The sequence below is a fragment of the Roseixanthobacter glucoisosaccharinicivorans genome (assembly GCF_043195095.2).
GTDB lineage: Bacteria > Pseudomonadota > Alphaproteobacteria > Rhizobiales > Xanthobacteraceae > NCEH01.
Genome location: NZ_CM195538.1, coordinates 3,731,381 through 3,755,989, shown reverse-complemented (window position 1 = coordinate 3,755,989; position 24,609 = coordinate 3,731,381). Strand labels below are relative to the sequence as shown.

Here is a 24,609-nt window from a genome sequence, read left to right as displayed (position 1 = left end):
CCGACGCGCCCGCCGCTTCGGCCGTTGATCAGGCACCTCAGGGTCGATCGACCTTCAGTGACGGGCTGGATCGTCGAGGAGCCTGAGCACAGGGGCGCGCCATTGTCCTTCTTGACCCATTGTCATGGCCGGGCCTGTCCCGGCCACCCACGCCGGGCCGTTAGCGCGGGCCTTGAAGAGCCGGTGCCAGCGGTGCCGCCGTCATGCACGGGACATGCCCCTGCATGGCGGTGGATCCTGCACGGGCGTGAAGACCCTGAATGCCTTTCGCGTCAGACCACGGTGCCGAAGAGCGCGCCGATGCCGGCGGTGGCGGCCATGGCGATGGCGCCCCAGAAGGTGACGCGCGCGGTGGCGCGCACCACTTCCGCGCCGCCGGCCTTCGCCGCGATGGCGCCGAGCACGGCGAGGAACACCAGCGAGGCGCCAGCCACCACCGGCACCTGGAGCCCGGCGGGGGTCACCGCGGCCATCAGCAGCGGCAGGATGGCCCCGACCGCGAACGAGGCGGCGGAGGTGAGCGCCGCCTGGATCGGCCGGGCGGTGGTGAATTCGGAGATGCCCAGTTCGTCGCGCGCATGGGCTTCCAGCGGGTCGCGGGCCATCAATTGCTCGGCCACTTGGTGGGCCAAAGCCGGCTCCAACCCGCGATTGATATAGATGGCGGCAAGCTCGCGCCGCTCGGCGATGGGGTCTGCCTTGAGCTCCGCGGTTTCCCGCGCAAGGTCGGCCTTTTCCGTGTCCGACTGGGAACTGACCGAGACATATTCGCCGGCCGCCATGGACATGGCGCCCGCGACCAGCCCCGCGACGCCGGCCACCAGGATATCGGAATGGGTGGCCGAGGCGGAGGCGACGCCCACGATCAGGCTGGCGGTGGAGACGATGCCGTCATTGGCGCCGAGCACGGCGGCGCGCAGCCACCCGATCCGCTCGATGAGATGACCTTCGGTATGCGGACCGGCCATGGAAAACCTCGAACTTAAAGGAGCGCCAGCGCCGGGCGGGGCCGCCGGACGCTCCGGACTGGGGCGGGTATGTCGATCCCGGCGGCCGCCGGCCGGGCGCACGAAAAGCGTTCCCCACCCACAGGCGCGGGCAACTCCCTTCCAGACGTCCCGGACGGCCGGCCCCCAGCGACCCGCCGCACCTACCATCGCGGCGTGACATTCGTGCGTCCGCAGCACCCCCCTGTTTCGGAGGCGTTTTCCCGTGCGGGTCGCGGGCGCCTAGAGACCTGGGCCTTGCCGCGTCGTCGCGGGCGCCGTGGTCGTGTCCTCCACCTTGGCGTCCGGCACATTCTTCTTGATGGATTCGATGGCGGATAGCGCGGAGGCCTTTGCCTTATAGCCCTCGGAGGCGAACATGACCTCCCCATTCGAGGCCTTGTAGCGGAAGCGGAATTCGCCCGCCTTGTCCTTGTAGATTTCGAACGTCGCCATGGCGTCCTCCCGTCGCCGGGTTGTTCCCGACGCCGGAACGGTGCCTTATTTCCCTACGTAAAGCAAAGCCGTGTGCAAAAGGAGACCTCAGTCGTCCATCTTGAGCGCGGCGATGAAGGCTTCCTGGGGAATTTCGACGCGCCCGAACTGGCGCATCTTCTTCTTGCCTTCCTTCTGCTTGTCCAACAGCTTGCGCTTTCTGGAAATGTCGCCGCCGTAGCATTTGGCGGTCACGTCCTTGCGCAGGGCCTTGATGGTCTCGCGGGCGATCACCTTGGCGCCGATGGCCGCCTGGATCGGGATGTTGAACAGATGCTGGGGGATCAGGTCCTTCAGCTTCTCGCACATGGCGCGGCCGCGATGGTCGGCGCGGGTGCGATGCACCAGCATGGAGAGCGCGTCCACCGGTTCGGCATTCACCAGGATCGACATCTTCACGAGGTCGCCCTCGCGATAATCCGTGATGGTGTAGTCGAACGAGGCATAGCCCTTCGAGATCGACTTCAGCCGGTCGTAGAAATCAAACACCACTTCGTTCAGCGGCAGATCATAGGTGACCATGGCGCGCGCGCCCACATAGGTCAGCTCGATTTGGTTGCCGCGCCGATCCTGGCAGAGCTTGAGCACGCTGCCGAGATAATCGTCCGGCGTGAGGATGGTGGCGCGGATCCAGGGCTCGCGGATTTCCTTGATCTTCACCACGTCCGGCATGTCGGCCGGGTTGTGCAGGTCGATGGTGGTGCCGTCGCTCATCTCCATCTCGTAGATGACGGAGGGGGCGGTCGCGATCAGGTCGAGGTTGAACTCGCGCTCCAGCCGTTCCTGGATGATCTCCAGGTGCAGGAGGCCCAGAAACCCGCAGCGGAAGCCGAAGCCCAGCGCCGCCGAGGTCTCCATTTCGAAGGAGAAGCTGGCGTCGTTCAGGCGCAGCTTGCCCATGGCGGCGCGCAGATCCTCGAAATCCGCGGCGTCCACCGGAAACAGGCCGCAGAACACCACCGGCTGGGCCGGCTTGAAGCCGGGCAGGGGCTCGGCGCAGGGGCGCTTCTCATCCGTGATGGTGTCGCCGACGCGGGTTTCCGCAACTTCCTTGATGGAGCCGGTGAGGAAGCCGATCTCGCCGGGGCCGAGGCTTTCCATGGCCACCATTTTCGGGGTGAACACGCCGACGCGGTCCATGTCATAGGCGGCGCCGGTGCGCATCATCTTGATGCGCTGGCCTTTCTTCACCACGCCGTCGACCACGCGCACCAGCACCACGACGCCGAGATAGGTGTCGTACCAAGAATCCACCAGCAGCGCCTTCAGCGGCGCGTCGCGGTCGCCCACCGGGGGCGGCAGGCGGGTGACGATGGCTTCCAGCACTTGGTCGATGTTGAGCCCGGTCTTGGCCGAGATGCCGATGGCGCCGGAGGCGTCGATGCCGATCACATCCTCGATCTGCGCCTTCACCTTTTCCGGCTCGGCGGCGGGCAGGTCGATCTTGTTGAGCACCGGGACGATGTCGTGATTGTTGTCGATGGCCTGATAGACGTTGGCCAATGTCTGCGCCTCGACCCCCTGGGAAGCGTCCACCACCAGCAGCGAGCCTTCCACGGCGGCGAGCGATCGGTTCACCTCATAGGCGAAGTCCACATGGCCCGGGGTGTCGATGAGGTTGAGGATATAGGTTTCCCCATCCTTGGCCTTGTAGGAGAGGCGCACGGTCTGCGCCTTGATGGTGATGCCGCGCTCGCGCTCGATATCCATATTGTCGAGCACTTGCTCGGTCATCTCGCGTTCGCTCAAGCCGCCGGTGAGCTGGATCAGCCGGTCGGCGAGCGTGGATTTGCCATGGTCGATGTGCGCGACGATGGAAAAATTGCGGATATGGGTCTGCGGCGTTGCGGTCATCCGCGCCGCATAGCACCGGCATTCGGCAGCCACAAGGCGCGTGCGGCTTTTGTACCTGCCACACCGGGAGCGCGCGGGGCCGGCGCGGCGGTTCCGGGACGCCGGGAAGCTTCCCCAGGGGCGCCGGCGCGTGCGCTGCGGGTCCGTGCGCTCTCCCCCTCACCCCAACCCTCTCCCCCTCGGGGAGAGGGGGCCTTTTGGCTTTGGGGGTAAGTGAAGCGCCCACCCGCCGCATCGCGGCCTCCTCTCCCCCCGGGGAGAGGGCCGGGGTGAGGGGGACCCCGCAAATGCAAAACCCTCAGGACGCGCGGAGCCGCGCGCCTTCAAAACCATCGAATAGTGCCAGCAGAGCATCCAGCCCGTCGGTGAGGGCGGCGGGGCCGGGTTGCAGGATCAGGCTCGACTTGATCTCGTGCAGCCGCCCCGCGCGCACGGCGGGAAGATCGGCGAAGCCCGGACGGGCGGCGAAGCGGGCGGGATTGAACTTCTTGCCGCACCAGGAGCCGATGACTATGTCGGGCGCCTGCGCGATGACCTCCTCCGCGCTAACGAAGCGTTCGCGGGCGGCTTGGCCATGGGCGCGGTCGGCGAAAATGTCGAGACCGCCGGCGATTTCCACCAATTGCGACACCCAGCTGATGCCGCAGATCATCGGCGCGTCCCATTCCTCGAAATAGACCCGGGGCCGCACCTCTCGCGCCGCCGCACGGGTTCGCGCGGCAGCCAGCCGCGCGTCCAGATCGGCGGTGAGCGCGGCCCCCTTTTCGGCCGCGCCCACAAGGGCCGAAAGCGTCGCGATCATGGCGAAGATGCCGTCGATGCTGCGCTGGTTGAAGACATGCACCTCCAGCCCGGCGCGGGCGAGATCGGCGACGATATCCGCCTGGAGATCGGAAAAGGCCAGCACCAGGTCCGGCGCGAGCGCGAGGATCTTGGGCAGGTCCGCCGAGACGAAGGCGGACACGCGGGGCTTTTCCTTGCGCACGCGGGGCGGGCGCACCGCATAGCCGGACACGCCGGCGATGCGGTGGTCCTCGCCCAGTAGATAGAGCGTCTCCACCGTCTCCTCGGTGAGGCAGACGATGCGGCGGGGATAAGGATCGCGTCCCACCCCCGCCTGCTCACACGCCGCTGGGACGCGCGCGGGGCGCGAGCGCCTCTTCGTCGTCGAGCTGCTCCGGGCCGGGATCGTCCGGCAGCGGCGGCAGCGCGACGAGGGGCTGCGCCTTGGGCGTTTCCACCTTCGCAACTTCGCTCTTGGTTGCCTCGGGTGTATGGGCCGGTGCGGTGGTGCCGTTGGTCGCGGGCTCGGCCGCCGCATCGTTGCTTTCGGCCGGCGGCGCTTCGGGCGCGGCCACGGGCTTGGGCGGAATGGCGGCGATGGCGGCGCGCACGCGCTCGGCCTCATGCTCCAGGATCGGGGTCGCGGCAACGCCCGGCGGCACGGCCCACACATAGGCGTCGAGCTTGCCGGTGACCGGCGAGAGCGGCGCCCATTGCTCCGACACCACGCCATCGGCGATCCAGGCGGGGTCGCGTGCGGCGCGGACCGCCCGGGCGGCCCATTCGCGCGCCTTGCCGATATCGCCGTGTTCGCTTGCTTCCAGCTCCGCCATCAGCAGGCAGATGCGCTGGGTCGGCGCGGCCGCGAGGGGCTGGAGCACGGCGCGCGCCTCGCCGAATTCCAGCGCGTCGATGCAGGCGTGGGCAAGCGCGATCGCGCTTTCCGGGTGCGCCGGCGCCTTGGCCGCGAGCAGGCGGATGCGCTTCAGCCGGTCGAGCGCGGCATCGCCCGGCCGCAGATGGGCGGCGACTTCGGCCAGTTCGGGATGGGGCGTCGTGGCATAGGCGGCCTCGACGATCTTGAGCGCCTTCTTCAATTCCCCGCTCGATCCCAGCAGCCGGCCGGCCACGGCGGCGGCGGGCACCAGCGTCGGGGCGAGGCGCACGGCTTCGAGCGCGCGTTCCTTGGCCACCGGCGGATCGGAGATTTCCACCGCCATGGCCTCGGCGGCGAGCAGGATCGCGCGGCGGCGGCGGTGCTGCACCTTGTCGATGCCCTTCGCCGCCATCTGCTTTTCCAGCACCGCGCGGGCGCCGGGATAATCGCCTTCCGCGCAGCGCGCCTCGATCACGGCATCGGCCGCCCAGGCGAGCGCCGGGGCCTGTTCGGTCGCCTGTTCCGCCAGCAGGCGCGCGGCGGCAAGATCGCCGGCGCGGCGCGCTTCCATATGCAGGCCGCGCAGGGCGAGCAGGCGGGTGTCGGGGGATTCCAGCATCAGGCGGAAGCTCGCCCGCGCCAGTTCCGGGTCGCCCTCGAACTGGGCGGTCTGGGCCGCCAGAAGATGGGTGAGCGGCTCGTGCGGCAGCAGGCGGGCGGCGTCCTGGCTGGCTTTCTTGGCTTCCGTGCCATTGCCCGCGCCGATGGCGAGCAGGCCACGCGACACGGCGGCCCAGCCCTTTTCCCGGCGCCGGCGGCGCGAAAAGCGGGCGATGAGGCGCGGCGAGGACAACAGCAGCGAAATCAGCCGCCACACCAGCAGCAGAACGCCGCTGAACAAGGCGAGCGCGGCCAGCGCCACGGGCACGCTGGTTTCCAGGCGCCAGCCTTGCCAGACCATGGTGATCTCGCCCGGCCGGTCGGCGAGCCAGGAGGCGCCGAACGCGACGGCGGCGAGCAGGGCGAGGAGGATGACGAGACGGATCACGGCACTTTCCCTGAAATGGCGGCGAGGGCCTGGAGATAGAGCGCGCCGACCGCATTGGCTGCGTTCCGGCGCTGCTGGATCTCGGCGATCAGGGACTTGAGCTTGTCCTTCGTTCCCTGCGGCAGTGCATCGAGCCGCGCGAGCGCGGTGTCGAAATCCCCGGCGCGCAAAGCGGCGAGCGCCTGGTCGAGTGTCGCCTGGACCTCAGGCGTGGGCGCGGTGTCGGCGGGGCGCACCTTCACCAGGCTTTCGGCGCTGGACAGAAGGCGATTGACCACGCTCCCGGCCGTGGATGTCCCTTCCGCCGGGGCTCCAGATGCCGCCTCGGCGGCGACCTGCTGCAGCCGGCTCGCGAGCTTCGCCGGCGGCGAAAAACCGACGCTCGCCACTTCGGCGAAGGGGTCGAGCGTGCCCGCGGTGGCGCCGAGCACGGCGCGTGCGGCGTCAAGCTCGGCGGCGAACGGACGGCCGGAAACGATGGCATCGTTCAGCACCGCCAGCACCGCGATGGCGGCGGCCGCGCGGCTGGTGGAGGCCGCGGCGGCGGCGGACTGGTCGATGCGGGTGCCGAGGGCGGTCACCTGCTGGGCGGCGCCGGCGGCGGCGGTCGCCGCGTCCTTCACAGCGCCCTGCAGGCTCTGCTGCCCGGTACGCAAGCTGGCGATGTCGGCCTGCACCTGGGCGGTCGCGGCGCGCTGCTGTTCCGGCGAGGGTTGCTGGGCGGCTGCCGCCTCGATCTTGTCCACCCGCTGGGTCAGGGCCGCAACGGCGCGCGGATCGGCGGCGCCGCGCGCTTCGAGCGTGGAAATGCGGGCGGTCAGGGGTTGAATCTCGTCGCTGACCTGCACCGTTCCCAAGCGGGAGGCCAGGCCATAGACCACCAGTCCGGCGACCACGGCGCCGCCGACCATGCCGAGCAGCAGCGCGAGCCAGGGCGATGCGCCGCGCGCGGCGGGAGCGGGCGGCGGGATCAGCATGGGCTGGGCCGATTCGAAGGCAGCCTCGTCGGCGGTCTCTTCGGCGGCCTTGGGCGCATCTGTGCCCGGCGCGTCCGCGCGCGCTTCTTCGCCGGGTTCTGGCGGCGCGGGGGGCAGGGGATCGTCCATGGTGCCGTCGGGCGCGGCGCGGGGCGTGGCCTCGGCGCCAGGTCCGCTCGCGGAAGGCGTCATGGGCGCGTCGACGTGCGCGTCGACCTGCGCGGGCGGCGGGGTCTCGTGCGCGGCTGCGGGGCCTGCGGCGCCTTCCGCCGTCGCCAGCGCTGCGTCCCCTTCGGCGGGGCCGGTCGCGGGAGAGGCGATGGCCGGGTCCGCCTTCGGACGGGCCGTATCCTCGCGGGTCGGATCGTCGTGCGCCATGGGCCTCCTCGTATTCTTGGTTCCCGGCGGGCCGGTGACAATGTTTGACCGCGATCGGCCGGCAGCTTGCCTCTGCCTTACAGCAAAGTCAGCAGCGCGTCCTCTTCGGCCGCCTCGGCGATCTGCACCGTGCAGCCGGCAGCGGCCAGCGGCGCGGCGATGGCCGACGACAAGCACAAGTGCCTTAAAGCCCGTAAGAGTTCCTTAATGCCGTCCGTAGCGACGCAATGAAGCAGGGTTTGGGCGCTGCGCGTCGAATAATGCAAAGCGGTGTCGAGCCGGCCCTCGATCAGCGCCTGGCGCGTTGCATCCGCAAGCTTTTGCGCCGGCCTCATCGCGTAGAGCACGCACAGCGCGACCGCCAGATGGTGCCGGCCGAGCAAGGTGGCGAGATCGCCCGCGCGGTCGGCGCCGGCGGCGTGGAGGATGCGGGCGCCGGGCGCGAGGCGGGCGCCGAGGAGGGCGGCGAGCGCCTCCACGTTCCCCTCCGCCTCGATCACATGGGTAAAGCCCGCTGCCCGCGCCTGCGCGCCGGTGCGCGCGCCCACGGTGAATACCGGCAAGCCGCGCAGCGCGCTCGCCTGCGGCCGCGCGGCCAGCGCCCGCACCCCATGGGAACTCGTGAAGGCGAGGGCGGAGAACGGCCCGCGCGGTAGCGGCGCGCCGGTTTCCTGCAACCGCAGCATGGGATCGACCACCACATTGTGCCCCATCGCCTCGAGCCGCGCCCGCGTGCGCGCCGCGCCGGGTTCCGGGCGGGTCAGCAGGATGCGCCGGGAACCCGAGGTGGGGGGCGGGGTGGCGGGGAGGGACATGCGCGGGCGCGCTTTACAGGCCGAGCGCCCGCGCAGGCGCGCTGGTGCGCAATCGCGCGCCCAAATCGGCGCCCAGCCGCGCGGCGTCGGCGGCGGGCGCGCTGGAATCGGCCTCGGCGGCATCGCGCCCGTCGGGCGAGAGCACCAGGCCGCGCAGGCGCACGCGCTCCCCGTCCAAGGTCGCGAGCGCGGCGATGGGCGTGCGGCAGGAGCCGTCCAATGCGGCGAGGAAGGCGCGCTCGGCTTCGAGCGCGATGCCGGTGGCGCGGCAGGTGATGGCGGCGATGGCGGCATTGGTGGCTTCGTCCGAGATCCGGCACTCGATGGCGACCGCGCCCTGGCCCACGGCGGGCAGGAAATCGTCCGTACCGAGAATCACGCTCGCCTCATGGGCGAGCCCGAGCCGGGTGAGGCCGGCGAGCGCCAGCAAGGTGCCGTCGAACGTGCCGGAGCGCACCTTGGAGAGGCGCGTCTGCACATTGCCGCGCAGCAATTGCACCTGGAGGTCCGGCCGCTTGCGCCGCAACTGCGCCTCGCGCCGCAGCGAGGCGGTACCGATGATGGCCCCGGGCTTGAGGTCGGACAGGCCCGCGCCCTCGCGCAGGATCAGCGCGTCGCGCACGTCGGCGCGGGGCAGATAGCCGGCCAGATGCAGGCCGTCGGGCAGATAGGTCGCCACATCCTTGGCCGAATGCACCGCAAGGTCGATGCGCCCGTCGAGCAGCGCTTCCTCGATCTCCTTGGTGAACAGCCCCTTGCCGCCGGCTTCGGAGAGCGCGCGATCCTGGATCGCATCGCCCGAGGTGCGGATGATCTCGATGGCGATGCTGTCCGCCGGGCGGCCCAGGGCCGCGGCCAAGGCGTCGCGCACGGCATGGGCCTGCCACAGCGCCAGTGCGCTGCCACGGGTGCCGATGGCAAGGCGGGGCGCGGGGGCGGACGACGCGGCGGAAGAGGACTCGGATGAGGACATGGGGGAGGGGTTCGTCTCTTGTGTCATTGGCGCGTACAATGATAGCCGGAATCGCGATGGCATAGAGCGGCGTGGCGGCGCAGGCCGCGCGACCCCCGGCGCAGGCGCCGGTCTGGAGGATAAAGTGGCGGATCTGCTGGTGCTCGGCATCGAGACCACGTGCGACGAAACCTCGGCGGCCGTGGTCGCGCGCTCGCCGTCCGGGGCTGGCCACGTGCTCGCCAACGTGATCCGCACCCAGGTCGAGGAGCATTCCCCCTATGGCGGCGTGGTACCGGAAATCGCCGCCCGCGCCCATGTGGAAGTGCTCGATGTCGTCATCGCGGAGGCCATGCGCGCGGCGGGGCTGAACTTCGCGAATCTCGCCGCCGTGGCTGCCGCCGCAGGTCCCGGCCTGATCGGCGGCGTCATCGTCGGCCTCACCACCGCCAAGGCCATCGCCTTGTCCACGCGCCGCCCGCTGGTGGCGGTGAACCATCTGGAGGCGCATGCGCTCACCGCGCGCCTCACCGACGGCGTCGCCTTTCCCTATCTGCTGCTGCTGGTCTCCGGCGGGCACACCCAATTGCTGGCGGTGGAGGATATCGGCCGGTATCGCCGGCTTGGCACCACGCTCGACGATGCGGTGGGCGAAGCCTTCGACAAGGTGGCGAAAATGCTGAGCCTGCCGTATCCCGGCGGGCCGCAGGTGGAGCAGATGGCGCTGCTGGGCGATGCCCACCGCTTCGCCTTTCCCCGGCCCATGCTGGGCCGGCGCGAACCGGATTTCTCCCTGTCGGGCCTGAAGACCGCCGTGCGGCTGGAGGCCGATCGCCTCGCCCCCCTGTCGGACCAGGATGTGTATGACCTGTGCGCCTCGTTCCAGGCGGCGGTGGTGGATCTGATCGCCGACCGGGTGCGCGCCGGCGCGCGGGCGTTCCGCGATCTGGTCGGCTGCGGGCCGACCGCGCTGGTGGTAGCCGGCGGAGTCGGCGCGAATGCCGCGATCCGCGAGGCGCTCCAGCGCACGGCGGTGGATCTCGGCACGCGCATGGCGGTACCGCCGCCGGAATTGTGCACCGACAACGGCGCCATGATCGCCTGGGCGGGGGCCGAGCGGCTCTCGCGCGGGCTCACCGATCCTTTGAGCATCAGCCCGCGCGCCCGCTGGCCGCTCGACCCCGCCTCCACCGGCGCCAAGGCCTGAGAGAGAGGCCTGAGAGACATGGCGCAGGCGACAACCGCTTTTTCCCGCATCGGCGTGGTGGGGGCCGGCGCGTGGGGCACGGCTCTCGCCAATGTGGCGGCGCGGGCCGGGCGCAGCGTAACGCTCTACGCGCGCAATGCGGATCAGGCGGCGGACATGGAGGCGCGGCGCGAGAATGTGCGCGGCCTGCCGGGCATTGCGCTCGAACCGGGCGTGCACGTGACCGCGCGGCGCGACGATCTCATCGCCTGTGACGCGCTGCTGCTGGTGGTGCCGGCGCAGGCGCTGCGGGCGGTGCTGGCGGAGCTTGGTCCGTCAATCGCGGCGGGAACGCCGCTGGTGTCCTGCGCCAAGGGGATCGAGCGCGGAACCGGCGCCTTCATGAGCGAGGTGATTGCCGCAGCCCTGCCGCACGGCCGCGCGGCGGTGCTCTCCGGCCCGAGCTTCGCCCATGACGTTGCGGCCGGGCTGCCGACGGCGGTGACGCTCGCCGCCGCCGATGCCGCATTGGCGGAGAAGCTGGCGGATGCGCTGGGCGGGCCCACCTTCCGCCTCTATCATTCCACCGATGTGCGGGGCGTGGAGATCGGCGGGGCGGCCAAGAACGTGCTCGCCATCGCCGCCGGCATCGTCGCCGGGCGCCGGCTGGGCGCGAGCGCGGGTGCGGCGCTGACCGCGCGGGGCTTTGCTGAACTGGTGCGCTTCGGCCGGGCGTTCGGCGCGCAGGCGGAGACGCTGACCGGACTCGCGGGCCTCGGCGACCTCATTCTCACCGCCTCCGGCCCGCAATCGCGCAATTTCGCCCTCGGCTTCGCGCTCGGTGAGGGCCGCGTCGGCGAAGGCAAGCTCGCGGAAGGGGCCTATACCGCCGGCGTGCTGGTGGAAATGGCGGCCGCGCGGGGCGTCGACATGCCCATCTGCGCAGCGGTCGATGCGGTGCTGGCGGGCCGGCTCACCATCGCCGGGGCGATTGATACGCTGATGGCCCGCCCGCAGCGCGCCGAGACCGGCAGGGGCGCGCCCGACGGCCGATGACGAGGCCGCCGGCGGTTTTGGCGCCCGCGCGGCCTCGGGTCGGGACGCGGGGTGAAAAGATCAGAAGCCCTTCACCACCGTGTGGCGATGTTCCATCTGCGGGCCGGACACGAAATAGGGGCTCACAAGCGCGCGCCATTCCTTGAAGGCGGGCGATTCGCGGAAATGGATCATGTGGTCGTCCACGGTCTCCCATTCCACCACCAGCGTATAATGGGTCGGCGACTCGATCGAGCGGTCGACGCGCATGCTGCGGCAGCCGCGGGCGTTCTGGAACAGGGCAACGGCTTTGGTCGCGCCGGCTTCGAAATCGGCTTCCTGGCCGGGCTTAACTTCGATGTGAGCGAATTCGTAGACCATATATTCCTCCCAAAAGGGAGGCGACGGTATCAGGCGACAAGCCGTGCACAACTGCCCCGCGCGGAAAAAATGCCGGGCGCTGCACGCGGCGCGCGCGGCCTTCCGCCGGCTTGCCAATCGCCCCACGCTCTCGCTAGAGCAGAAGCGTGCGCATTCAGGCGTCTGGAGTTTCGCGATGGCCCACTGGCTCTACAAATCCGAGCCGTTCAAATGGTCGTGGGAGATGCAGGTGAAAGCCGGCGCGAAGGGCACCCATTGGGATGGCGTGCGCAACCATTCGGCCAAGCTGAACCTGCTCGCCATGAAGCTGGGCGAGCAGGGATTCTTCTATCATTCCAACGAGGGCAAGGAGATCGTCGGCATCGTCGAGGTGATCCGCGAGGCCTATCCCGACCCCTCCGACCCCACGGGCAAGTTCGTGATGGTGGACCTGAAGGCGGTGAAGCCGCTCAAGGCGCCGGTATCGCTGGAAACCATCAAGGCCGATCCCCGTCTCCAGGAGATGGCGCTGGTGAAATTCTCCCGCCTCTCGGTGCAGCCGGTGACGGACGAGGAATGGGACTTGGTGCTGGCGCTCGCGCAGGATTGAGTGGACCTCCGTCGTCACCCCGCCGCTTCAAGCCGCGAGGTGGCGACGATCTGCGCCAGCACCTCGGCGCGCCGGGCGGGTGAACGGCAGCCCTTCAAGGTGGCGGAGAAGCGCTCCAGCACACCGTCCTCGAAGGCGGTGACGATGGTGCCGTGCACATAGCTCTTGCGGCAGACGGTGGGCGTATTGGCGAGCGCCTCGGCGGCGTCGCGCACTGCCTCCAGCACCTGGGAGCGGCGGGCGCGGGCGCTGCCGGCGGGCACCGCCCGGGCGAGAGTCTCCAGCACGCTGGCGGAGGCGACGAGGGTGCGGAAATCCTTCAGCGAGATGGGCGCGCCGGACATCGCCTTCAGTGCCCGGTTCACATCGCCGGCCCGCACCGGTCGGATCGCCCCGTCTGCGTCGCGATATTGGAACAGCCGGCGCCCCGGCAGGCGGTGCAGGCGGTCGATGGCGCGGGCAAAGCGCGGGACGCACACCTCCTTCTCCACCTTCTGCCCGCCCTTGGCCTTGAAGCGGATGACGACTTTGTCGCCGTCGCGGGTGACGTTTGATTTCAGCAAGGTGGTGGCGCCGCGCGTGCCGTGCGCGCGGGCATAGGCCTCGCCCCCCGCGCGGATGGCGGTGAGGGCGACCAGCTCGATCACCGCGGCGAGGGCGAAGTCCTTGGTGGGGTCCTGGTCGGCGTCCGCCTCCGCGAGCGCCCGGCCGAGCGCACGCCGCAGGGCCGGCAGGGCATCGGCCAGCTTCGCCAGCCGCCGGGCCTTGAGCACCTCGCGCACCTGTTCCCAATCTTGATGGTAGCGATATTGCAGCCGTCCCGCCGCATCGCGGCCGATGGCCTGGAGGTGGGCGCGCGGATCGGGCGCATAGCGCACGTCCCGATAGGCGGGCGGCACCGCCTGGGCGGCGAGGCGGGATACGATCTCCGGATCGCGGATCGGCGCGCCGGTCTCGTCGCGGTAGGAGAAGCCGGTCCCGGCCTTGCGGCGCGACCATGTGAGGTCATCGGGACCGACGAGCACGAGTCCGGCTTTGCGGGCAAGGCGGGTCATCTGGGAGGGACGGCGGTTCATGGCGGCAACCCGGCAGCCGGCGGGCGCCGGCTTTCCCTTTGAAAATGCGGGGGATGCCGCGAAGTTCCCGGCGTTCGCCAGCGGTTTTCCTTGTGGCGGATGCCGCGTGCGGCCAAGGTCGGCGGTGTGACCGATCCCATCTCCCCCTCTCCCGCCGCCCGCGATCCCGCCACCCGTGATCCCGCCGGCTTCGTGCGCGCGGAGACGCGGCTGCGCCTGGTACCTCTGGTGCCCGAACTCTCCCTCCATGTGGCCGACGAGGCGGTGCCGCTCTGGCAGCGCACCGAGGAGGAGCTTGGCGCCATGGGCCTGCCCCCGCCGTTCTGGGCCTTTGCCTGGGCGGGCGGGCAGGCATTGGCGCGCCATGTGCTCGACAATTCCGAACTGGTCGCGGGGCGGCGGGTGCTGGATTTCGCCTCCGGCTCCGGCCTCGTGGGCCTGGCCGCCGCGCGGGCGGGGGCGGCGCACGTGGTCTGTGCCGACATCGACGCCTATGCGCTCGCGGCCATCGCGCTGAACGCGCAGGCCAACGGCGTCGCGGTGGAGGTGCGCGGCACCGATCTGGTCGGCACGGACGAGGGGTGGGACACGGTGCTTGCCGGCGACATCTGCTATGAGCGCGACCTGGCGGAGCGGGTCTTCGCCTGGCTCAAAGCGCTGTCGCGGCGCGGCGCAATCGTGCTGATCGGCGATCCCGGGCGATCCTACCTGCCCAAGGCGGAGCTGGAGCAACTGGCGGAATATTCCGTGCCGGTGACGCGCGAGCTTGAGGACATGGAGATCAAGCGCACCTGCGTGTGGCGGCCGCGCTGAGGGCGCGCCAACGCAAGTGCCGCGGGAACCCCCTGCCGCCCCTATTCGTTGGCCCTGGAGCCCCCAAGAGGAGATGCACCATGGATAGCCACGAGCTTTGGGAAGAAATGGCCGATCGCCATTCCTGCATGCTGATCGACCGCGACGGTTCCCGCCTGCGCGCCCGCCCCATGGCGCCGGTGGCGCGGGAGGAGGACCATGCCATCTGGTTCGTCACCGATGCCCGCGCTTCGAAGGACGAGGAGATCCGCGCCGATCCGCAGGTGTGCGTCGCGTTCGCCGATCCGGGCGATCATTTCTACCTGTCCGTTTCCGGGCCGGCGGAGGTGGTGCGCGACCCGGCCAAGCTGAAGCAGATCTGGAACAATGCCATGGAGGCGTATTTTCCCGGCGGACCGGATGATCCCAATGCCGTGCTGCTGCGCGTGCGGCCGGAACAGGCGGAATATTGGCAGGGCGATTCCACCCTCATGACCGGGGTGAAGATGGCCGCCGCCATCATCGGCGAGAAACGCGCCGATCTCGGCGAGAATGCCAAGCTGCGGCTCTGAGCTTCAGCGCCTCGCCCCAAGCTGAGGCTCTCGCCTCAGCGCCTCGCCCCAAGCTGAGGCTCTCGCCTCAGCGCCTCGCCCCAAGCTGAGGCTTTCGCCTCAGCGCCGCGCCCTAAGCTGAGGCTCTCGCCTCAGCGCCTCGCCCCAAGCTGAGGCTCTCGCCTCAGCGCCTCGCCCCAAGCTGAGGCTTTCGCCTCAGCGCCGCGCCCTAAGCTGAGGCTCTCGCCTCAGCGCTTCGGCCAGGAGGCCCGCGCCCCGCCGATGGCGAACACCAGCCAGCCGGCGATCATCAATGTGCCGCCGGTGGGCGCGGTGCCCCACAGCAATTTGACCTCCATCAAGGCCCTTAGCGCGAGATCGCCGGAAAACAGCAGGGTGCCGAGGCCGATGGCCGAAGCGCCAACGAGAATGGACGTGCGCCCGCGCTCCAGCTTCGCGCAGAGCGCCGCCGAGCACGCAAGCGTGAGGGCGCCGAACAGCAGGAATTGGGCGGCGGTGGCCAGCGAGGCCCCGCCCGCCAGATGGGCCGCCACCGCGGAGGCTCCCACACCTGCGGCGCCATAAAGGCCGGAAACACAAAGCAGGGAGCGAAGCCACAGGGTCATCAATGCCATCCTAGGATCATATGGCCGGTTTATAGCGATCCGCGCTGCGCGCCGCACTGCGCGCGGCGACGCAGGGATATGGCCCGATGCCGGGTGCGCGAAGCGGAATCGTCGTCTAGAACCAAAGTATTCTTGGTCCAAAGTCTGCCTCGCCCCAGCCTTGTGAAGGGCCAAGCCGCTCACCATAATCGCGTCAAGCAAACACAAATCCGGCGCCGCGCGGCTCTGATGTGGCGCGCAAGACGCCAACGCACGAAGGGGAGGTCAGCACCATGTCCGACGCTATTTATCAGGTCCCGTCCGAATGGCAGGGACGTGCCTTCGTGGACGCCGCCGAATATGCGGCCATGTACAAGGCCTCCGTTTCCGACCCCGACGCCTTCTGGGCCGAGCACGGCAAGCGCATCCATTGGTTCGAGCCCTTCTCCACGGTGAAGAACACCTCGTTCGAACCCGGCGCGGTCTCGATCAAATGGTTCGAGGACGGCATCACCAACGTCGCCTATAATTGCGTGGACCGGCATCTGGCCGAGCGCGGCGACCAGGTGGCGATCATCTGGGAAGGCGACGACCCCTCCGAATCCCGCACCATCACCTATCGCGAGCTGTCCGAGCAGGTGAACCGCTTCGCCAACGTGCTGCGCAATCGCGACGTGAAGAAGGGCGACCGCGTCACCATCTACATGCCCATGATCCCCGAGGCCGCCTATGCCATGCTGGCCTGCGCGCGGCTCGGCGCGATCCATTCCGTGGTGTTCGGCGGCTTTTCGCCCGACAGCCTCGCGGGCCGCATCTCGGATTGTGAATCGCGCTGCGTCATCACCGCCGACGAGGGCTTGCGTGGCGGCCGCAAGGTGCCGCTGAAGGCCAATGTGGACGCCGCCATCGCCCGGATCGAGGGCGGGGTGGACCATGTCATCGTGGTCAAGCGCACCGGCGGCAAGGTGGACATGGAGCCGGGCCGGGACGTCTGGTATCACGAGGCCGCCGACATGGTGACCGACGAATGCCCGGCGGAGCATGTGAACGCGGAAGACCCGCTGTTCATCCTCTATACGTCGGGCTCCACCGGAAAACCGAAGGGTGTGCTGCACACCACCGGCGGTTATCTCGTCTATGCCTCCATGACGCACCAATATGTCTTCGATTATCACGAGGGCGACGTCTATTGGTGCACCGCGGACGTCGGCTGGGTGACCGGCCATTCCTATATCGTCTATGGCCCGCTTGCGAACGGCGCGACCACCCTGATGTTCGAGGGCGTGCCCAATTACCCCAGCAACTCCCGCTTCTGGGAGGTGATCGACAAGCACAAGGTGAACATCTTCTACACCGCCCCCACCGCCATCCGCGCGCTGATGCAGAGTGGCGAGGAGCCGGTGAAGAAGACCTCGCGCGCGTCCTTGCGCCTGCTCGGCTCGGTGGGCGAGCCGATCAATCCGGAAGCCTGGGAATGGTATCACCGCGTGGTGGGCGAGGGCCGCTGCCCGATCGTCGACACCTGGTGGCAGACCGAGACCGGCGGCATCCTCATCACCCCGCTGCCGGGCGCGACCGCGCTGAAGCCCGGCTCGGCCACCAACCCGTTCTTCGGCGTCCAGCCCCAGGTGGTGGATGCGGAAGGCAAGGTGCTGGAGGGCGCCTGCGAGGGTAATCTTGTGATCGCCGACAGCTGGCCGGGGCAGATGCGCACCGTCTATGGCGACCATGAGCGCTTCGAGCAGACCTATTTCTCCACCTATCCCGGCAAGTATTTCACCGGCGACGGCTGCCGCCGCGATGCCGACGGCTATTATTGGATCACCGGCCGCGTGGACGACGTGATCAACGTGTCCGGCCACCGCATGGGCACGGCGGAAGTGGAAAGCGCGCTGGTCGCCCATCCCAAAGTGTCCGAGGCGGCGGTGGTGGGCTTCCCGCACGACATCAAGGGCCAGGGCATCTACGCCTATGTCACCTTGATGGACGGGGAAGTGCCGAGCGAGGAATTGCGCAAGGAACTGGTGAATTGGGTCCGCCGGGAAATCGGCCCCATCGCCTCGCCGGACCTGATCCAGTTCGCGCCCGGCCTGCCGAAGACCCGCTCCGGCAAGATCATGCGCCGCATCCTGCGCAAGATCGCCGAAGACCAGTTCGAGAGCCTGGGCGACACCTCGACGCTGGCCGATCCCACGGTGGTGGACGATCTGGTGCACAATCGCCAGAACAAGCGCACCGCCGCCTGATTTCTCCTTCTGCGCCTGAGATTTCGAAGTGCCCGGGCTTGGCCCGGGCATTTTCGTTTGTGCCGGGGATTTGAAGGCGGGGGTGTTTGCCCTCGCGGAAGCGTGTGCTACATAGGCTCACGTGAAATTACATATTTCACACAAAAATAAGTTTTATGGAGAGCCCCATGCTGACCCGCCGCGCCTTTTCCGGCCTGAGCCTCGCCGCCTTGCTGGCGCCCGGCGTCGCCTTCGCCCAGCAGCCGGGGCCGAACTCGATCCTGAATGTCTCCTACGACATCGGCCGGGAATTGTTCACGGCGGAGAATGCCGAGTTCGTGCCGTTCTGGAAGCAGAAGACCGGGCAGGAGCTGACCGTCAACCAGAGCCACGCCGGCTCCTCGCGCCAGGCGCGCGCCATCCTGGAAGGGCTGGAGGCGGACGTGGTGACCTTCAACCAGGTGCTCGACGTCGAGGTTCTCGCCAAGGCCGGCTATGTGGCGAAGGACTGGCAGAAGAAATTCCCCAACAATGCCTCGCCCTATTATTCCTTCCCGGCCTTCCTGGTGCGCGACGGAAATCCGAAGAACATCAAGGATTGGAACGATCTCGTCCGCGACGACGTGAAGGTGATCTTCCCCAATCCCAAGACCTCGGGCAATGCGCGCTACACCTATCTTGCGGCCTATGCCTATGCGCTGGAGCAGAACAAGGGCGACACCGCCAAGGCCGACGCCTTCGTGAAGAAGTTGCTTGCCAACGTGCCGGTATTCGACACCGGCGGACGCGGCGCCACCACCACCTTCGTGGAGCGCGAGACCGGCGACGTGCTGGTGACCTTCGAGGCCGAGACCCGTGCCATCGAGGGGCTCTACAAGGACAAGAAGCTCAAGACCATCGTGCCGTCCGTGAGCCTGCTGGCGGAATTCCCGGTGGCCGTGGTGGACAAGGTGGTAGACAAGCGCGGCTCGCGCCCCGCCGCCACCGCCTATCTCGAATTCCTGTATTCGCCCGCCGGCCAGACGGTGGCGGCGAAGGCCTTCCATCGCGTCGTCGACAAGAGCGTGGAAGCCCAGTTCAAGGACCAGTTCCCGCCGGTGCGCCTGGTGACGGTGGAAAACGTGTTCGGCGGCTGGGACAAGGCGAATGCCGATCAGTTCGTCTCCGGCGGCAAGCTCGACCAGGTGTTCGGCGCCCGCTGAGCCCCCTTTCTGGGGTACATGCGAAGGGCCGCCCTGTCCGGGGCGGCCCTTTTGCGTTGCGCCTTTTGCGCGGGGCCCGGGACCCATCGACAGGTATGGATTGAGGCCGCTGCAGCAGAGCATCGTCATGCACGGGCCTGTCCCGTGCATCCACGCGGCACCGCTGGCACCGGCTTTTCAAGCATCCCACGGGCGGCCCGGCATGGATGGCCGGGACAGGCCCGGCCATGACGCGCGAAAGATGACACCCTGTCGATGGAAGACAATCGCATGCGACCCGCCGTCAGCGCCTCGACGATCCACCACGCGCTGACTGCGATTGGTCTCAGCGTCCGCCGGCGGCGCGACACGCGCTGTCGGATTCGTGCCGCGGATGGGGCTCGTGTGTCGCAATCGGCCGCACAAGGGCCGGCGCGGCGCGCTAAACCGCGCTCGGAAGTCGTTGCGAATGAGAGAATTTCCAAACGAGCGCCGGCGGCACGCTCCTTGAAAGGCGAGGGGATGTTCCGCACAGGGGTCCCAGCACCGCCATGACCGACACCACGATTGCGCCGACCGAAGCTCTTTCCCTCAGCGACGTGCCGCAGGTCTATCGCCGCCACGTCTTTGCCTGTTTCCAGCAGCGCCCGCCGGGACATCCGCGCGGCAGCTGCGCCAATTCCGGCGCCAAGCCGTTGTGGGATCGCCTGGGCCAGAAGATCGAGGCCACGGGCCAGCGCGATATCGCCATGACCGCGTCCGGCTGCTTGAGCTTCTGTTCCGCCGGCCCGCTCATGGTGGTCTATCCCGAAGGCGTCTGGTACGCCCCCAAGAGCGTCGAGGACGTGGACGAAATCGTGGACACCCATCTGGTCGGCGGCGCGCTGGTGGAGCGGCTGATCATCGTGCCGCGCGTCTGAACCGGCGCGCCACGAAAAAAGCCGGGCCAAGGGGCCCGGCTTGAAAACAATGGGAGCCCGCGGGACCCCGTCGCGGTGCCGCTCAGGCGGTTGCCTTGTCCAACTCGGCGAGGATCGCGTCGCCCATCTCCTCGGTGCCGATGATGGCGGCGCCGGGGGTGCGGATGTCGCTGGTGCGCTTGCCGGAGGCCAGAACCCCCGCGATCGCCGCCTCGATGCGGTCGGCCACCGGGCCGAGGCCGAAGGAATAGCGCAGCGCCATGGCGAGCGAGCCGATCATGGCGATGGGATTGGCGATGCCGCGCCCGGCGATGTCCGGCGCCGAGCCGTGCACCGGCTCATAGAGCGCCGCGCGCTTGCCGGAAACCGCATCCACCGCGCCCAGCGAAGCGGAGGGCAGCATGCCGAGCGAGCCGGTGAGCATGGCGGCGATGTCGGAAAGCACGTCGCCGAACAGATTGTCGGTCACGATCACGTCGAACTGCTTGGGCCAGCGCACCAGCTGCATGGCGAGCGAATCCGCCAGCTGGTGCTCCAGCTCCACGTCCGCATAATCCTTGGCGTGCAAAGCGGTGATGGTCTCCTTCCACAGCACGCCGGAGCGCATCACATTGTGCTTCTCGCAGGAGGTCACCTTGTTGCGGCGGGTGCGCGCCAGCTCGAACGCCACGCGGCCGATGCGGTCGATCTCATAGGTGTCGTACACCTGCGTGTCGATGGCGCGGCGCTGGCCGTTGCCGAGGTCGAGAATGGTCTTCGGCTCGCCGAAATAGACGCCGCCGGTCAGCTCGCGCACGATCAGGATGTCGAGCCCCTCCACCACTTCGCGCTTGAGCGAGGAGGCGTCGGCCAAGGCGGGATAGCACAGGGCCGGGCGCAGGTTGGCGAACAAGGCGAGGTCCTTGCGCAGGCGCAGCAGGCCGGCTTCCGGGCGCGCCTCATAGGGCACATCAGCCCATTTCGGGCCGCCGACCGCGCCGAGCAGGATGGCGTCCGCCGCCTTGGCCTTTTCCATCGCGCCGTCGGAAATGGCGACACCGTGCGCGTCATAGGCGCTGCCGCCCACCAGATCTTCTTCCACCGCGAACGACGCGAGGCCCTGCGCGTCGAGCCAGGAGACCACGCGCTTCACCTGCGCCATGACTTCCGGGCCGATGCCGTCGCCGGGGAGAAGAAGAAGCTTGTGCGTGGCCATGAGACGTTCCTGTTATCGAAAAACCCCGGCTCCTCGGGCTTGGATGGGGGCGGTTCTGGTTGGCGCGGAGTGCTAATGCCTTCCGCCGTCCAAGACAAGCTTGGCGTTATGATCTGGCATATTGTCGACCAGCGCGCGTCGCGATCCAGGCGCCGCCGACGATAAGCAGGCAGGCCAGTGCGAGGGGCCATCGCGCGGCGGCAAAACCCGTTGCCACCAGCAACAGGGTCGAGAGCACCGGCGCGGCATAGGAGGCGACGCCGAGAAGGCCCACGTCGCCGCGTTTCATCCCGATGTCCCAGGCATAGAAGGCAATGCCCACCGGGCCGATGCCGAGGGCGATCACCGCCGCCCATTGGATCGCACCGGCCGGCCAGACGGTCTCCTCCCAGGCCATGTGGCAGACGGCCGCCAAGAGCGCGGTGGCGAGGCAGAAGCCGGAAACCGCCTGCGTCGGCACATCGGCGAAGCGCGCCGCCGTCACCGAATAGATCGCCCAGATGAAGGCGCAGGCGAGCGCGGCGAGATAGCCCGGCAGGAAGCGCGCCTCGAAGCCGGAAAAGCCGCCCTTCCCCGCCAGCAGCACGATGGTGCCGGCAAGGCCGAGCAGGGCGCCGAGCACGTGCGCCCGCTTCAGGCCGGCGCCCGGCAGCATCGCCGCGAGCAGCACGATCAGCAGCGGCCAGAGATAGGCGATCAGCCCGGCCTCGGCCGGCGGCGCCAGCTTGAGGGCGGTGAAATACATGAAATGATAGCCGAACAGGCCGCCCACCCCATGCAGCCACGCCGTCGGCCGCTGGCGCAGGACCTTCAGCCCCGGCCCGCGCAGGGCGGCGATCAGGCCCACCAGGCCGCCGATGGCGAAGGTGAGCGCGGTGAGCTGGAACGGCGGCACCCGCCCGGTGGCGGCGGTGGAGAGCGCGAGCGTCGACCACAGGGCAATGGCGATGAGGCCGATGCGGGTGGCGCGGCGGGAGGGCGAGGGGGTGGAAAGGGGCGATGCGGGGCGCGACAGCGGCGGCGCGGAATTCATCGCGCCGAACTTCGCCCGAAATTTCGGCGTCATACGCCGTCGAGCCGCGGAGAAGCGGCCTCAAACCGATGTTCGTCTACGCTAAACCATTGTTTCACGTGAAACATTTTCGGAAGAACGCGGCTTGGGGGCGCTTCTGCGGGCCACCTGGAGCGGCCCGCAGAAGGAGGATGGAGTGGCGAAAAGCCGAAGGCGGCGCGTGAAGTCCGCCCTCAGCAGATATATTGCGCGCCGTTGGCGGTCAGCGTCGAGCCGGTGATGAAGCCGGCATCGTCTGCGGCCAGGAACACCACGCAGCGGGCGATATCCTCCGGCTCGCCGAGGCGGCCGACCGGGATGGTGGCGACGATCTTCTCCAGCGCGTCCGCCGGCACCGCCCGCACCATTTCCGTGGCGATATAGCCCGGGGCGATGGCGTTGACGGTGACGCCGACCTTCGCGCCTTCCTGCGCCAGCGCCTTCACGAAACCGATCTCGCCGGCCTTGGCGGCGGAATAATTGGTCTGGCCGAACTGGCCCTTCTGCCCGTTGATGGACGAGATGCAGATGACGCGCCCGAACTTGCGGGCGCGCATGCCCTCGATCACCTGGCGGGTCATGTTGAAGAGACTGTTGAGATTGGTGTTGATGACCGCCTGCCACTGCTCCAGCGACATGCGGTGCAGCTGCCCGTCGCGGGTGATGCCGGCATTGTTCACCAGCACGTCCACCGGGCCGACCTCGGCCTCGACCTTGGCGACGCCGGCCTTGCAAGCCTCGAAATCGGAGACGTCCCATTTGAAGGCGGGAATGCCGGTCTTGGCGGTGAAAGCCTCGGCCGCGGCATCATTGCCGGCATAATTGGCGGCCACCTGATAACCCGCCGCCTTGAGGGCGATGCAGATCGCTTCGCCGATCCCGCGGGTTCCCCCAGTCACCAGTGCGACACGCGCCATGTTCATCTCCCTCTTCGTTCGTCTTCTGCCGAGGCCGCGTTGGTGCGGCCTTTCTGAAACCTGGCCGGGCCGCCGACGGCGCCACACCGACCGTTCGCACATTGCCCCGCTTCGTTCGACCCTTTCCGCCGCGTCTTGCTGCCGCGTCCGAAACCGGGATCGAATCGGTGCTCTCTTTCCTTACGCCGCCAACCGTGACGGATGAAAGGAACAGGAACCATACCCTTAGCGGGGATTGCTTCCGCTAGGTTTGATTCATCCCAAGGGAATTCGCTTCAAACGGGAAGAATGTCGGGGTGCAACGGGTCTGGCGGGATCATGATAACGAAAACGCCCGGACACGGGTCCGGGCGTCATCGCGATCAGAAGGGGCGGCGGTCCTTAACCCGGCCGCGCGCCTCCGTTCAGTCGCGGGCGATGCACATGGCGATTCCCATGCCGCCGCCGATGCACAAGGTGGCGAGGCCCTTCTTGGCGTCGCGCTTTTCCATCTCGTGCAGCAGGGTCACCAGGATGCGCGTGCCCGAGGCGCCGATGGGATGGCCGATGGCGATGGCGCCACCGTTCACGTTCACCTTGCTGGTGTCCCAGCCGAGTTCCTTGTTCACCGCAATGGCTTGCGCGGCAAACGCCTCGTTGGCCTCGATGAGGTCGAGGTCGTCGATGGTCCAGCCGGCCTTTTCCAGCGCGGCCTTGGAGGCGGGGATGGGGCCCGTGCCCATGACCTTGGGATCGACGCCGGCCTGGGCCCAGGAGACGATGCGCGCGAGCGGCTTCTTGCCCTCGGCGGCTGCGCGGGCAGCGCTCATGAGCACCACGGCGGCGGCGCCGTCATTGATGCCCGAGGCGTTGCCGGCGGTGACCGTGCCGTCCTTCTCGAACGCCGGCTTCAGTTTCGCCATGGCGTCGAGGGTGGCGCCGTGGCGGGGATATTCGTCGGTGTCCACCACCACGTCGCCCTTGCGGGTGGAGATGGTGACCGGGACGATCTCCTCCTTGAAGCGGCCAGCCTTCTGGGCGGCTTCCGCCTTGTTCTGGGAGGCGACGGCGAAGGTGTCCTGGTCGGCGCGGGTGATCTGATACTGGCGCGCCACGTTCTCGGCGGTATTGCCCATGTGGTAGCCGTTGAAGGCATCCCACAGGCCGTCCTTGATCATGGTGTCCACGAAGCCGAGGTCGCCCATGCGGGTGCCGTTGCGCACGTGCGCGGCATGGTTCGACAGGCTCATGGATTCCTGGCCGCCGGCCACCACGATGTCGCTGTCGCCGGTCTGGATGGCCTGGAAGCCCAGCGCCACCGAGCGCAGGCCGGAACCGCAGACCTGGTTGATTTCCCAGGCCGGGCTTTCGATCGGAACACCGGCCGCGATGGAGGCCTGGCGCGCGGGGTTCTGGCCCTGCGCTGCGGTCAGGACTTGGCCGAGAATCACTTCGCTGACCTGCGCGGATGGCACGCCCGCGCGCTCCAGCGCGGCCTTGATGGCGATCGCGCCCAATTGATGGGCAGGCAGGGTGCTGAGGGCACCGTTGAACGAGCCAACCGGGGTGCGGGCGGCTCCGACGATGACGACGTCGTCTGGCATGATGATCTCCTGCGGGCGGGCGGCTTTTGCGCCGCACTCGGATGCCGCGCATCGTGGTTTCGTGCGCCCGCCCGTGTCAATGACCCATGTCGTCGTACGGCAGTGCGCAAATACGAAACAGGCCTAAATGTTGCGCACTATTTGCGCAGCAAATTCG

23 protein-coding genes are annotated in these 24,609 nt (G+C 68.6%); 8 read left to right on the top strand and 15 right to left on the bottom strand.

What is annotated here, in order from left to right; genetic code table 11:
* Nucleotides 1-272: 272 nt before the first annotated feature.
* The 8 genes from V5F78_RS17365 to hemC all read right to left on the bottom strand — a co-directional run bounded on the left by V5F78_RS17365 (nt 273) and on the right by hemC (nt 9,186).
* On the bottom strand, nt 273-968 hold the full coding sequence (locus V5F78_RS17365; protein ID WP_394067473.1) for a VIT1/CCC1 transporter family protein: 696 nt from the start codon (nt 966-968) through the stop codon (nt 273-275).
* A 261-nt stretch (nt 969-1,229) separates the two neighbouring features.
* Nucleotides 1,230-1,442: a YegP family protein gene (locus V5F78_RS17360; protein ID WP_394067471.1), complete on the bottom strand. Its 213-nt coding sequence runs from the start codon at nt 1,440-1,442 to the stop codon at nt 1,230-1,232.
* A gap of 87 nt (nt 1,443-1,529) precedes the next feature.
* A complete protein-coding gene (lepA, locus tag V5F78_RS17355; RefSeq protein ID WP_394067469.1) occupies nt 1,530-3,335 on the bottom strand; it encodes a translation elongation factor 4 in 1,806 nt (601 codons plus the stop codon).
* 298 nt (nt 3,336-3,633) lie between these two features.
* Nucleotides 3,634-4,446, bottom strand: coding sequence for a cobalamin-binding protein (locus V5F78_RS17350; RefSeq protein WP_394067467.1), 813 nt, complete (start codon nt 4,444-4,446; stop codon nt 3,634-3,636).
* Nucleotides 4,447-4,456: 10 nt separating this feature from the next.
* On the bottom strand, nt 4,457-6,043 hold the full coding sequence (locus V5F78_RS17345; protein WP_394067465.1) for a heme biosynthesis protein HemY: 1,587 nt from the start codon (nt 6,041-6,043) through the stop codon (nt 4,457-4,459).
* Complete coding sequence (locus V5F78_RS17340) at nt 6,040-7,398, bottom strand: COG4223 family protein (protein ID WP_394067463.1); 1,359 nt, start codon at nt 7,396-7,398, stop codon at nt 6,040-6,042. The genes V5F78_RS17345 and V5F78_RS17340 overlap by 4 nt, the downstream gene beginning before the upstream one ends.
* 77 nt (nt 7,399-7,475) lie before the next feature.
* On the bottom strand, nt 7,476-8,213 hold the full coding sequence (locus tag V5F78_RS17335; RefSeq protein ID WP_394067461.1) for a uroporphyrinogen-III synthase: 738 nt from the start codon (nt 8,211-8,213) through the stop codon (nt 7,476-7,478).
* A 13-nt stretch (nt 8,214-8,226) separates the two neighbouring features.
* Entirely contained in the window at nt 8,227-9,186 is a 960-nt protein-coding gene (gene hemC, locus V5F78_RS17330; RefSeq protein WP_394067459.1) for a hydroxymethylbilane synthase, read from the bottom strand.
* A 124-nt stretch (nt 9,187-9,310) separates the two neighbouring features.
* Here hemC and tsaD point away from each other — a divergent pair, with 124 nt between their 5' ends.
* Both tsaD and V5F78_RS17320 read left to right on the top strand, forming a co-directional pair.
* Nucleotides 9,311-10,372, top strand: a complete 1,062-nt coding sequence (gene tsaD, locus V5F78_RS17325) for a tRNA (adenosine(37)-N6)-threonylcarbamoyltransferase complex transferase subunit TsaD (RefSeq protein WP_394067457.1) — start codon at nt 9,311-9,313, stop codon at nt 10,370-10,372.
* A gap of 18 nt (nt 10,373-10,390) precedes the next feature.
* Nucleotides 10,391-11,407 (top strand): NAD(P)H-dependent glycerol-3-phosphate dehydrogenase, encoded by a 1,017-nt coding sequence (locus tag V5F78_RS17320; RefSeq protein WP_394067455.1) that lies wholly within the window; start codon nt 10,391-10,393, stop codon nt 11,405-11,407.
* A gap of 60 nt (nt 11,408-11,467) precedes the next feature.
* Here the strand turns inward: V5F78_RS17320 and V5F78_RS17315 are convergent, their stop codons facing one another.
* Nucleotides 11,468-11,767 carry an antibiotic biosynthesis monooxygenase family protein gene (locus V5F78_RS17315; RefSeq protein ID WP_394014365.1) on the bottom strand — a complete coding sequence of 100 codons (300 nt, stop codon included), beginning with the start codon at nt 11,765-11,767 and terminating at the stop codon, nt 11,468-11,470.
* Between the two features lie 175 nt (nt 11,768-11,942).
* Here V5F78_RS17315 and V5F78_RS17310 point away from each other — a divergent pair, with 175 nt between their 5' ends.
* Complete coding sequence (locus V5F78_RS17310; RefSeq protein ID WP_394067454.1) at nt 11,943-12,356, top strand: EVE domain-containing protein; 414 nt, start codon at nt 11,943-11,945, stop codon at nt 12,354-12,356.
* A 14-nt stretch (nt 12,357-12,370) separates the two neighbouring features.
* Here the strand turns inward: V5F78_RS17310 and V5F78_RS17305 are convergent, their stop codons facing one another.
* The gene (locus V5F78_RS17305) at nt 12,371-13,432 is read right to left on the bottom strand and encodes a DNA topoisomerase IB (protein ID WP_394067452.1); all 1,062 of its coding nucleotides are present in this window, start codon (nt 13,430-13,432) and stop codon (nt 12,371-12,373) included.
* A gap of 126 nt (nt 13,433-13,558) precedes the next feature.
* On the opposite strand from V5F78_RS17305, the gene V5F78_RS17300 reads away from it, so the two are divergent.
* Nucleotides 13,559-14,245, top strand: a complete 687-nt coding sequence (locus V5F78_RS17300; RefSeq protein ID WP_394067450.1) for a class I SAM-dependent methyltransferase — start codon at nt 13,559-13,561, stop codon at nt 14,243-14,245.
* Between the two features lie 80 nt (nt 14,246-14,325).
* Nucleotides 14,326-14,796, top strand: a complete 471-nt coding sequence (locus tag V5F78_RS17295; protein ID WP_394067448.1) for a pyridoxamine 5'-phosphate oxidase family protein — start codon at nt 14,326-14,328, stop codon at nt 14,794-14,796.
* Between the two features lie 227 nt (nt 14,797-15,023).
* Here V5F78_RS17295 and V5F78_RS17290 read toward each other — a convergent pair whose 3' ends face one another.
* Nucleotides 15,024-15,401: a DUF423 domain-containing protein gene (locus V5F78_RS17290; protein ID WP_394067446.1), complete on the bottom strand. Its 378-nt coding sequence runs from the start codon at nt 15,399-15,401 to the stop codon at nt 15,024-15,026.
* A gap of 272 nt (nt 15,402-15,673) precedes the next feature.
* Between V5F78_RS17290 and acs the strand changes: the two genes are divergently transcribed.
* The 3 genes from acs (at nt 15,674) to V5F78_RS17275 (ending at nt 19,706) form a co-directional block, all read left to right on the top strand.
* A complete protein-coding gene (gene acs, locus V5F78_RS17285; protein WP_394067444.1) occupies nt 15,674-17,626 on the top strand; it encodes an acetate--CoA ligase in 1,953 nt (650 codons plus the stop codon).
* Between the two features lie 167 nt (nt 17,627-17,793).
* Entirely contained in the window at nt 17,794-18,807 is a 1,014-nt protein-coding gene (locus tag V5F78_RS17280; RefSeq protein ID WP_394067442.1) for a sulfate ABC transporter substrate-binding protein, read from the top strand.
* 530 nt (nt 18,808-19,337) lie between these two features.
* On the top strand, nt 19,338-19,706 hold the full coding sequence (locus tag V5F78_RS17275; protein WP_394067440.1) for a (2Fe-2S) ferredoxin domain-containing protein: 369 nt from the start codon (nt 19,338-19,340) through the stop codon (nt 19,704-19,706).
* 82 nt (nt 19,707-19,788) lie between these two features.
* Here V5F78_RS17275 and leuB read toward each other — a convergent pair whose 3' ends face one another.
* The 4 genes from leuB to V5F78_RS17255 form a co-directional block, all read right to left on the bottom strand.
* Nucleotides 19,789-20,901, bottom strand: coding sequence for a 3-isopropylmalate dehydrogenase (leuB, locus tag V5F78_RS17270; protein ID WP_394067438.1), 1,113 nt, complete (start codon nt 20,899-20,901; stop codon nt 19,789-19,791).
* 106 nt (nt 20,902-21,007) lie between these two features.
* On the bottom strand, nt 21,008-21,934 hold the full coding sequence (gene yddG, locus V5F78_RS17265) for an aromatic amino acid exporter YddG (RefSeq protein ID WP_394067852.1): 927 nt from the start codon (nt 21,932-21,934) through the stop codon (nt 21,008-21,010).
* Between the two features lie 212 nt (nt 21,935-22,146).
* Entirely contained in the window at nt 22,147-22,869 is a 723-nt protein-coding gene (gene phbB, locus V5F78_RS17260; protein ID WP_394014354.1) for an acetoacetyl-CoA reductase, read from the bottom strand.
* Nucleotides 22,870-23,273: 404 nt separating this feature from the next.
* The gene (locus tag V5F78_RS17255) at nt 23,274-24,452 is read right to left on the bottom strand and encodes an acetyl-CoA C-acetyltransferase (RefSeq protein ID WP_394067436.1); all 1,179 of its coding nucleotides are present in this window, start codon (nt 24,450-24,452) and stop codon (nt 23,274-23,276) included.
* Nucleotides 24,453-24,609: the final 157 nt, after the last annotated feature.